Source organism: Janibacter limosus, assembly GCF_004295485.1.
Lineage (GTDB): Bacteria > Actinomycetota > Actinomycetes > Actinomycetales > Dermatophilaceae > Janibacter > Janibacter limosus_A.
The window spans coordinates 1,093,254-1,102,825 of record NZ_CP036164.1; the positions used below are offsets into that span (position 1 = coordinate 1,093,254).

Here is a 9,572-nt window from a genome sequence, read left to right on the forward strand (position 1 = left end):
TCATGCCGTGGCGGTCAGCTCGCGGCGTAGGTCTCCTGCCCGCCCAGGACCTCGCCCGGGTCGACGGGGGCGTCGTCCGCGGCGGCCTTGCCGTCGCGGATGCGCTGACCGATCGTCGCGTCCACATTGGTCCAGTACTCGAAGACGCGGGAGAGGACCGGGTCCTGGACCCCGCCGAGCGAGCCGATGACGGTGTCGACGAGCCGGTCGCGCATGGCGTCGTCGAAGACCTCACGCACGAGCGTGCCGGGCTGACCGAAGTCGTCGTCCTCGGCGTGCAGCTCGTAGGCGGAGCGGACCATCTGGCCGTCGGCCTCCCAGCCGTCGTCGACAGGACCCTGGGTGTCGGCGGTCGGTCGACCGAAGCTGTTGGTCTGGTAGGTCGGCGCCGAGCCGGAGTGCTCGTAGCGCATCGGGCCGTCGAAGGAGTAGTGGTTCTCCTGCTCGACGGCGGGCCGGTTGACCGGCAGCTGGTGGAAGTTGGCACCGATGCGGGCCCGGTGGGCGTCGGCGTAGGCGAAGACGCGACCCAGCAGCATCTTGTCGGGCGAGAAGCCGATGCCCGGCACGGTGTTGCTCGGGGCGAACGCGGCCTGGTCGATCTGGGCGAAGAAGTTGACCGGGTTCTCGTCGAGGGTCATGGTCCCGACCTCGATGAGCGGGTAGTCCGCGTGCGGCCAGGTCTTGGTCAGGTCGAAGGGGTTGAAGCGGTAGGTCTTGGCGTCGTCGTAGGGCATGACCTGGACGGACAGCTTCCACTGCGGGGCGTCACCACGCTCGATCGCCTCGAAGAGGTCGCGACGGTGGAACTCGGCGTCCTGGCCGGCGATCCGGTCGGCCGCCTCGTTGGTGATGCCCTGCACGCCCTGCTGGCTGTGGAAGTGGTACTTGACCCAGAACTTCTCGCCGGAGGCGTTGACCCACATGTAGGTGTGGCTGCCGTAGCCGTTCATGTGGCGCCAGGAGCGGGGCAGGCCACGATCACCCATCAGGTAGGTGACCTGGTGGGCCGACTCCGGGTTGTTGGACCAGAAGTCCCACTGCATCGTGTTGTCGCGCAGGCCGTTGTCGGCGAGTCGCTTCTGGCTGCGGATGAAGTTGGGGAACTTCAGCGGGTCACGCAGGAAGAAGACCGGGGTGTTGTTGCCGACGAGGTCGAAGTTGCCCTCGGAGGTGTAGAAGCGCATCGCGAAGCCGCGCACGTCCCGCCAGGTGTCGGGGGAGCCGAGCTCGCCCGCCACCGTCGAGAAGCGCGTGAGCATGCGCGTCGTGGCGCCCTGCTGGAAGACCGCGGCCTTGGTGTACTGCGAGACGTCGGCTGTCGTCTCGAAGTGCCCGAAGGCGCCGGCTCCCTTGGCGTGCGGCTTGCGCTCGGGAACGTTCTCGCGGTTGAAGTGCGCGAGCATGTCGACGAGATGGGTGTCGTGCAGCAGGAGTGGGCCGTTGCTGCCGACGGACAGGCTGTTGCGGTCGCTCACCGCGGGCGTGCCGTTGACCTGCGTCGACGGACCGGAAACGTCCAGGGTCCCGCGGGCGTCCGATCGGGGTTGTGGGGTGGGGGGCGTGGTAACCATTGCTGCTCCTCTTTCTCTGTGGGGTGGGGCGCAGTACTGCTCAGGTGGTGGCGGCGACCGCCGTTGCCGTGCAGGTGGGGCAGATGCCCCAGTAGATGACCTCTGCCTCGTCGATCGCGAAGCCGTGGTCGTCAGCGGCGTCGAGGCAGGGCGCCTTGCCCGGTGCGCACTCGACATCGATCATCGTGCCGCAGGTGCGGCAGACGAGATGGTGGTGGTTGTCGCCGAGCTCGAGCTCGAAGCGGGCCGGGTGGCCGGCCGGCTCGAACTTGCGCACGAGGCCGTTGGCGGACAGGACGGCGAGGATGTCGTAGATGGCCTGCGTGCTCACGGAGCCCAGTCGCTCACGGGTCGCCCGGGCGATCGAGTCGACGTCGGCGTGCGGGATCGCCGACAGCTCCCGCAGCACGGCCACCCGCGGGGCGGTGACGCGCAGGGAGTGGCTGCGGAGCAGGTCCGCGGCAGTCTGGGTCTCGATCATGGTGCTCATCGTCACCCAGAGTCCCACCAGAACTTGAATCAGTCAAGAGAAGGGTAGGGAGTCGTCCCCATCGCGAGAGCGCGTCTGTCTCCCTATCGTGGGGCGTCATGAGCGTGAGCCACGGCAACGACCCCGAGATCCTCGACCGCATCGGTGAGGCCCTGCACGTCGAGGCCGACCGCGTGGACGGCATCGCGGGGACGGGGACCTCGGGGATGGCAATGCTCGTGGAGTCGTGGGCCGGGCCTGATCTGGAGGCCTTCGACGCGGACTGGCGTGGGGCGCAGCAGCAGCTGGCCGCAGTGGCGCAACTGCTGCGGGTTGTCGGCAAGCGAGCCAAGGAGCAGGCGCAGCAGCAGCGTGAGGGCAGTGGCGAAGGGGGTGGCGGCCGGGGCGTGCCGTGGCTGTCGAGAACCCCAGGTGTCGACATCACCCTGCCCTCGCCGGGTGACCCGGCGCTGGTGACTCCCATCAAGTACGACACTCCGCCAGGCGGGGGTGGGGACGGCGACTTCAGCTTTGGCCCTGATGGTCCTCGGGAGCCGACGGCGGAGGACGCGATTCCCGAGGAGTTCCGAGTCCTGTTCGACACCAGTTTCGAGGACGGCCCCAGGATCCCCTTCGAGTCCGGGAACAACTCGGTGCCCCAAGGACTGAGTCATTTCCAGGGGCTCGACGAAAATGGCGATCCGGTGGACGAACTCGTCTACACGTTCTGTGGCAAGGGTGACACCCACGACGGTGAGATCGTCTTCACGGATCGCGAGACGGGAGAGGTCACCTCTCGGGTTCCCCTGGAGGGGATCGACCACTATGGGGGAGTCACTGTGGTTGGGGACTACACGTATGTCTCCGGTGGGGGCAAACTCCAGGTGTACGAGACGGCCAAGCTGCGCAACCCGGACATGACACTGATCGACCCGAATACGCCGGAGTGGGACTGGATGCTCATCGACGAGCCCTTTCTCGTGACCAACGGAGCAAGGCCCATCAACTATGGGACGACAGACGCGGAGATCACGGCACTGGCCGACGGTGTTCCCGTGGACGCCAGCTCGACCGTGACGTCGTACAAGGACAGCCTCTTCGTGACGGACTTCGACAAGCACAATCCCAGCAAGATGTATCGCTACGAGATCGGGCCTGATGGGCGTCCGATTCCCACCGGTGACTCCTACGACGTGCCGCCCAAGACCCAAGGAGTCTCCTTCGATGAGGATGGCAACGCGTACTTCTCGACGAGCTACGGACGGTATGCCGACTCCGAGATGGTCGTTGTGCCTGCCGAGGACATGAATGCAGGGGGTTGGGACGAGGACGACCACCACGGATCCGACCTGCCGAAGATGGCGGAGGGATCGGTCATCATCGACGGCAAGCTCTACCAGCTCTACGAGTCCGGATCCAGCGCCTATGGGGCACACGGTCCCGACGTCCTCGGGGACGTCACCGGCGCCACTGATCCTCGCGAGCGCCTCACCGTCCACGACGTCGGCTGACCCGACGAACCCGGACTCGTCCGGGCAGTCCGTCCACGTAGACTCGGGCCTCGTGTCAGGACCCAACACCAACTACGACCCGGTCGAGGTCGCCGCGCTCGACCCGCAGCTGATCGAGGAGGCCGTCGAGGCCGCCCTCGCCGCCGCTGCGGGCGCCGCGTCCCTCGACGAGCTCAAGCGGATCCGCGGTGCGCACCAGGGGGACAAGAGCCCCTTGGCGCTCGCCAACCGCGAGATCGGTGCGCTCCCGCCGAGCGCCAAGGCCGAGGCCGGCAAGCGCGTCGGCCAGGCCCGCGGCCGGGTGGGGCAGGCCTTCACGGCCCGTCAGGCCGAGCTCGAGGCCGAGCGTGACGAGCGGATCCTCGTCGAGGAGACCCTCGACCTGACCGTGCCGAGCCCCTACCAGCGGCTCGGTGCCCGGCACCCGATCAGCCTGGTCACCGAGCGGGTCGAGGACATCTTCGTCGGCATGGGCTGGGAGATCGCCGAGGGCCCCGAGATCGAGTCCGAGTGGCTCACCTTCGACGCGCTCAACATCGGTCCGGACCACCCGGCGCGCGGCGAGCAGGACACCTTCTTCGTCGAGCCGGCCGACGCCGGGGTCGTGCTGCGCACGCACACCTCGCCCGTGCAGATCCGCACGATGCTCGACCGCGAGCCGCCCATCTACGTGCTGTGCCCGGGCAAGGTCTTCCGCACCGACGACCTCGACGCGACGCACACCCCCGTCTTCCACCAGTTCGAGGGTCTGGTCGTCGACAAGGGCATCACGATGGCCCACCTGCGCGGGGCGCTCGACGCCTTCGTCCAGGGCCTCTTCGGCGAGGGCATCGTCACGCGCCTGCGCCCCAACTACTTCCCCTTCACCGAGCCGAGCGCCGAGATCGACTGCCAGTGCTGGGTCTGCCGGGGTGAGGACTCCGCCTGCCGCACCTGCGGCGGCACCGGCTGGATCGAGCTGGGTGGCTCCGGCATGGTCAACCGCAAGGTCCTCACGGCCAGCGGGATCGACCCGGACGAGTACACCGGCTTCGCCTTCGGCCTGGGCATCGAGCGCTCGCTCATGCTCCGCCACGGCGTCGCCGACATGCGCGACATCATCGAGGGAGACGTGCGCTTCTCGGCCGCGTTCGGGATGGAGATCTGATGCGGGCCCCCATCGAGTGGCTGCGTGAGCTGGCCGAGGTCGACCCCCGGGCGAAGGGAGCGGACGTCGCCGCCTCCCTCGTGCGGGTCGGGCTGGAGGAGGAGGACATCTTCGGTGGCGAGATCACCGGTCCTCTCGTCGTCGGCAAGGTCCTCGAGCGCACGCCCGAGGAGCAGAAGAACGGCAAGACCATCAACTGGTGCCAGGTGGACGTCGGTGCCGCCAACGGCACGGGCGAGCCGCAGGGCATCGTCTGCGGCGCGCACAACTTCGACGTCGGCGACCTCGTCGCGGTGATCCTGCCCGGCGGAGTCCTCCCCGGGAACTTCGAGATCTCCGCGCGCAAGACCTACGGCCACGTCAGCGCCGGGATGATCTGCTCCGCGATGGAGCTCGGCCTCGGCGAGGACCACGACGGCATCATCGTGCTCACCGAGTACTTCGCCGACCGTTCCGAGACGCTGACGGACCTGACCCCCGGGGACGACCTCATCCCCGTCTTCGGCCTGGACGCCGAGACCGTCGAGGTCAACGTCACCCCGGACCGCGGCTACTGCTTCTCCATGCGGGGGATCGCGCGCGAGTACGCACTGTCGCAGGGGACTCCCTTCGTCGACCCGGCGGACCTGACCGTCGCCGAGGCAACCGGGGCCGGCTACGAGGTCCGTCTCTCCGACGACGCTCCCGTCGACGGCGTGCCGGGCTGCGATCGCTATGTCGCGCGCATCGTCCGGGGGATCGACGCCACGGCGTCGTCCCCGGAGTGGATGCAACGCCGGCTCACCGAGGTCGGCATGCGTCCGATCTCGCTGGCCGTCGACGTCACCAACTACGTGATGATGCTGCTCGGTCAGCCACTGCACGCCTTCGACCTCGACACCCTGTCGGGCGCGATCGAGGTGCGTCGAGCACGTGCCGGTGAGACCCTCAAGACCCTCGACGACGTCGAGCGCACCCTCGACCCGACCGACCTGCTCATCACCGACGGCGGCACCACACCGCTGGCCATCGCCGGTGTGATGGGCGGCGAGACGAGCGAGGTCACCGAGTCGACCGTCGACGTGCTCGTCGAGGCCGCGCACTTCGACCCGGTGTCCGTCGCCCGCTCAGCGCGTCGCCACCGGCTCGCGACCGAGGCGTCCAAGCGCTTCGAGCGCGGCGTCGACCCGGCCGTCACCGCGGCCGCGGCCCAGATGGCCGTCGACCTGCTGATGGAGCACGGCGGTGGCACGGCTGATGCGACCGCCACCGATGTGGGCACCCCTGCCGCATCGTCGTCGATCACCCTCGACCCGCAGCTGCCGACGCAGTACATCGGGCTGGACTACCCACGCGACGAGGTCGTCGCCAGCCTCACCGCGATCGGCTGCGCCGTGAGCGACGAAGGGGAGTCCCTCCTCGTCACCCCGCCCACCTGGCGTCCTGACCTGGTCGACGGCCCCGACCTGGTCGAGGAGGTCGCGCGGGTGCGCGGCTACGACCAGATCCCCTCCGTCGTGCCGAGGGCCTCTGCGGGCCGCGGCCTGACCCACGAGCAGCGCGCCCGTCGCGTCGTCGCCCGCACCCTCGCGGCGACCGGCCTCGTCGAGGTGCTGTCCTACCCCTTCACCTCGTCGCAGCGCCACGACGACCTCGGCTACGCCGCGGACGACGCGCGTCGCGAGAGCGTGCGGTTGGCCAACCCGCTGCAGGACGAGGCGCCGCTGATGCGCACGTCGATCCTCGACACGCTGCTGGACACGTTGCGTCGCAACGTCTCTCGCGGTCAGCGCGATGTCGGCCTCTACGAGATCGGGCTGGTCACGGCAGGTGGGGTCACCCCCCTTCCCGTGCCTCCCGGTGGGGTCAGGCCCGACGCCGAGACGCTCGCGCGGATCACCGGCGGGGTCCCGGCGCAGCCGCGCCACGTCGCGATCGCCGCGGCCGGTGCGGCCCTGCCCGCCGGACCCCACGGGCCTGCCCGAGCCGTCGATCCGACGGATGTCGTGGGGTGGACGCGCGCCCTCGGGGCGGCCATCGGTGTGGAGCTCGGCGTCGAGGCGGCGCAGCGCACCCCCTTCCACCCCGGCCGGTGCGTCGCGGTCACGCTCCCGGGCGGGGCCGTCGTCGGCCATGCCGGCGAGCTGCACCCCAAGGTGTGCTCGCGCCTGGAGCTGCCCGAGCGGACCGTCGCGGCCGAGCTCGACCTCGACGCGATCGTCGCCGCGTCGGGCGAGCCGGTGCGCCCCGCCCAGCTGTCGACGCAGCCGGTGGCCAACACCGATGTCGCCCTCGTCGTCGACGAGGGCGTCCCGGCCGCGGCCGTCGCCGCTGCGCTGGGCTCGGGAGCGGGGGAGGACCTGGAGTCCATCACCCTCTTCGACGTCTACCGCGGGGACCAGGTCGGCGAGGGCCGCAAGTCCTTGGCCTACCGCTTGACCTTCCGCGCCGGTCGGACGCTGAAGACCGACGAGGTGAGCGGGCTGCGCGACCGGGCGGTCGCGGCCGCCACGAGCGCCACCGGGGCCCAGCAGCGCTGAGGCGCTCCGGACGTCACAAGATTCTCGGGTGACCCGAGAAACCTCCGCTTCGCAAGGGTCTCCAACTCTTGCCAAGCAGTGGTTTTCCGGGTCACCCGAGAATTAACGGCACTCCGACGTTGCATAGAACATCGCAACTGCGTATGGTCATGCATTGTGATCACAGCAGCCATCGCCGGAGCCAGCGGCTACGCAGGAGCCGAGATCGCTCGGCTCCTCCTGGCCCACCCAGAGGTCGAGATCGGGGCCCTGACCGCGTCGGGCAACGCGGGAGTGCGCATGGGCGATCTCGCCCCCCACCTGCAACCCCTGGCCGACCGCATCCTGCAGCCGACCGACGCGCAGACCCTCGCCGGTCACGACGTCGTCTTCCTCGCGCTGCCGCACGGCCACTCTGCGGCCATCGCGCAGCAGCTGCCGGACGACGTGACGATCATCGACTGCGGCGCGGACTTCCGCCTCGATGACGAGCAGGACTGGACCGACTACTACGACACCCCCTTCGCCGGCACGTGGCCCTACGGCCTGCCAGAGCTGGTCAAGGCCGGGGGCGGCAAGCACCGCGACGACCTCGTCGGCGCCCGGCACGTCTCCGTCCCCGGCTGCTACCCGACGGCCGTCAGCCTGGCCCTCGCGCCGGGGCTGGCCGCCGGCGTCATCGAGCCGCAGGACATCGTCGTCGTCGCCGCGTCGGGCACCTCGGGCGCCGGCCGCTCCGCCAAGCCGCACCTCATCGGGGCCGAGGTCATGGGCGCGATGAGCCCCTACGGCGTGGGTGGCGGCCACCGCCACACTCCGGAGATCCGGCGCAACCTCAGCGTGGCTGCCGGTGCGTACGCGAGCGTTTCCTTCACCCCGACCCTGGCGCCGATGCCCCGTGGCATCCTCGCCACGACGACCGCTCGGGTCGTCCCCGGCACGGACGCCGCGACCGTGCGCGCTGCCTGGGAGAGCGCCTACGCCGACGAGCCGTGCGTCCACCTGCTGCCGGAGGGCCAGTGGCCCCACACCGGCAGTGTGCTCGGCTCCAACCTCGTCCACATCCAGGTCACCCTCGACGAGCGCAGCGGGCGCGTCATCGCGATCGCCGCCGAGGACAACCTGACGAAGGGGACCGCCGGCGCCGCCGTGCAGTCCATGAACCTCGCCCTCGGTCTACCCGAGACCACCGGGCTGCCGATGACAGGAGTGGCACCGTGAGCACGACGACTCCCGCAGGATTCCGCGCCAGCGGTGTGACCGCCGGCCTCAAGGCGAGCGGTCGCTCCGACGTGGCCCTGGTCGTCAACGACGGTCCTGACCACCACGTCGCTGCGGTCTTCACGACCAACCGGGTCGAGGCCGCACCGGTCACGTGGTCACGGCAGGTCGTGGCCGACGGCCGCGCGGACGCTGTCATCCTCAACTCCGGAGGTGCCAACGCGATCACCGGTGGCCAAGGCTTCCAGGACACTCACACCACCGCCGAGCACACGGCGCACACCCTGGGAGTCGCCGCAGGCGATGTCGTCGTGTGCAGCACCGGCCTCATCGGCGAGCTGCTCCCGATGGACAAGCTGAGCGCCGGCGTGACTGCTGCCGCCACCTGCCTCGACGCCGAAGGGGGAGCTGCCGCCGCCGAGGCGATCATGACCACGGACACGGTGTCCAAGACGGCTGCCGCCGCCCGTGACGGGTGGAGCGTCGGCGGCATGGCCAAGGGGGCGGGCATGCTCGCCCCGGCGCTGGCCACGATGCTCGTCGTCATCACGACCGATGCCGTGACGAGCGCCGAGGACCTCGATGCCGCGCTGCGCGAGGCGACCCGGACCACCTTCGACCGGATCGACTCCGACGGGTGCATGTCGACCAACGACACCGTCGTCGTCATGGCGTCCGGAGCCTCCGGTCGACCGGTCGACCGGGCTGACCTCACCGAGGCCATCCGTGAGGTCAGTGCAGACCTGGCCCGCCAGCTCATCGGCGATGCCGAGGGTGCGGCCCACGACATCGAGATCGTCGTGCGCAACGCGGCCAGCGAGGAGGACGGGCTCGAGGTCGCCCGGAGCATCGCCCGCAACAACCTCTTCAAGTGCGCCATCTTCGGCAAGGACCCCAACTGGGGTCGCGTCCTCGCGGCGGTCGGGACGACCACGGCGGCCTTCGAGCCCGCGCAGCTGGACGTGTCGATGAACGGCGTCCAGGTGTGTCGCGCATGCGGCGTCGGCGAGGACCGTGCCCTCGTCGACCTCGAGCAGCGGGAGGTGCGGGTCGAGGTGGACCTGCACGCCGGCTCCCACGAGGTGACGGTCTGGACCAACGACCTCACGCACGACTACGTCCACGAAAACTCCGCCTACTCCACCTGAGGAC

Annotated in this window: 7 protein-coding genes; 5 read left to right on the top strand and 2 right to left on the bottom strand. The window is 69.8% G+C overall.

Translation table 11 applies throughout. The annotated features are described in order from the left end of the window. Positions 1-14 precede the first annotated feature (14 nt). Both EXU32_RS05310 and EXU32_RS05315 read right to left on the bottom strand, forming a co-directional pair. Positions 15-1,574, bottom strand: a complete 1,560-nt coding sequence (locus tag EXU32_RS05310; protein ID WP_207233878.1) for a catalase — start codon at positions 1,572-1,574, stop codon at positions 15-17. 40 nt (positions 1,575-1,614) lie between these two features. Then, the gene (locus tag EXU32_RS05315; RefSeq protein WP_130628965.1) at positions 1,615-2,064 is read right to left on the bottom strand and encodes a Fur family transcriptional regulator; all 450 of its coding nucleotides are present in this window, start codon (positions 2,062-2,064) and stop codon (positions 1,615-1,617) included. Between the two features lie 173 nt (positions 2,065-2,237). Between EXU32_RS05315 and EXU32_RS05320 the strand changes: the two genes are divergently transcribed. The 5 genes from EXU32_RS05320 to argJ all read left to right on the top strand — a co-directional run bounded on the left by EXU32_RS05320 (position 2,238) and on the right by argJ (position 9,568). Further along, on the top strand, positions 2,238-3,554 hold the full coding sequence (locus EXU32_RS05320; RefSeq protein WP_130628966.1) for a hypothetical protein: 1,317 nt from the start codon (positions 2,238-2,240) through the stop codon (positions 3,552-3,554). 52 nt (positions 3,555-3,606) lie between these two features. Then, entirely contained in the window at positions 3,607-4,701 is a 1,095-nt protein-coding gene (gene pheS, locus EXU32_RS05325) for a phenylalanine--tRNA ligase subunit alpha (protein ID WP_130628967.1), read from the top strand. Beyond that, on the top strand, positions 4,701-7,220 hold the full coding sequence (gene pheT, locus EXU32_RS05330; protein WP_130628968.1) for a phenylalanine--tRNA ligase subunit beta: 2,520 nt from the start codon (positions 4,701-4,703) through the stop codon (positions 7,218-7,220). The genes pheS and pheT overlap by 1 nt, the downstream gene beginning before the upstream one ends. 156 nt (positions 7,221-7,376) lie before the next feature. Then, positions 7,377-8,420 carry an N-acetyl-gamma-glutamyl-phosphate reductase gene (gene argC, locus EXU32_RS05335; protein ID WP_207233879.1) on the top strand — a complete coding sequence of 348 codons (1,044 nt, stop codon included), beginning with the start codon at positions 7,377-7,379 and terminating at the stop codon, positions 8,418-8,420. Further along, on the top strand, positions 8,417-9,568 hold the full coding sequence (gene argJ, locus EXU32_RS05340; protein ID WP_130628969.1) for a bifunctional glutamate N-acetyltransferase/amino-acid acetyltransferase ArgJ: 1,152 nt from the start codon (positions 8,417-8,419) through the stop codon (positions 9,566-9,568). Before argC ends, argJ begins: the two co-directional genes overlap by 4 nt. Positions 9,569-9,572: the final 4 nt, after the last annotated feature.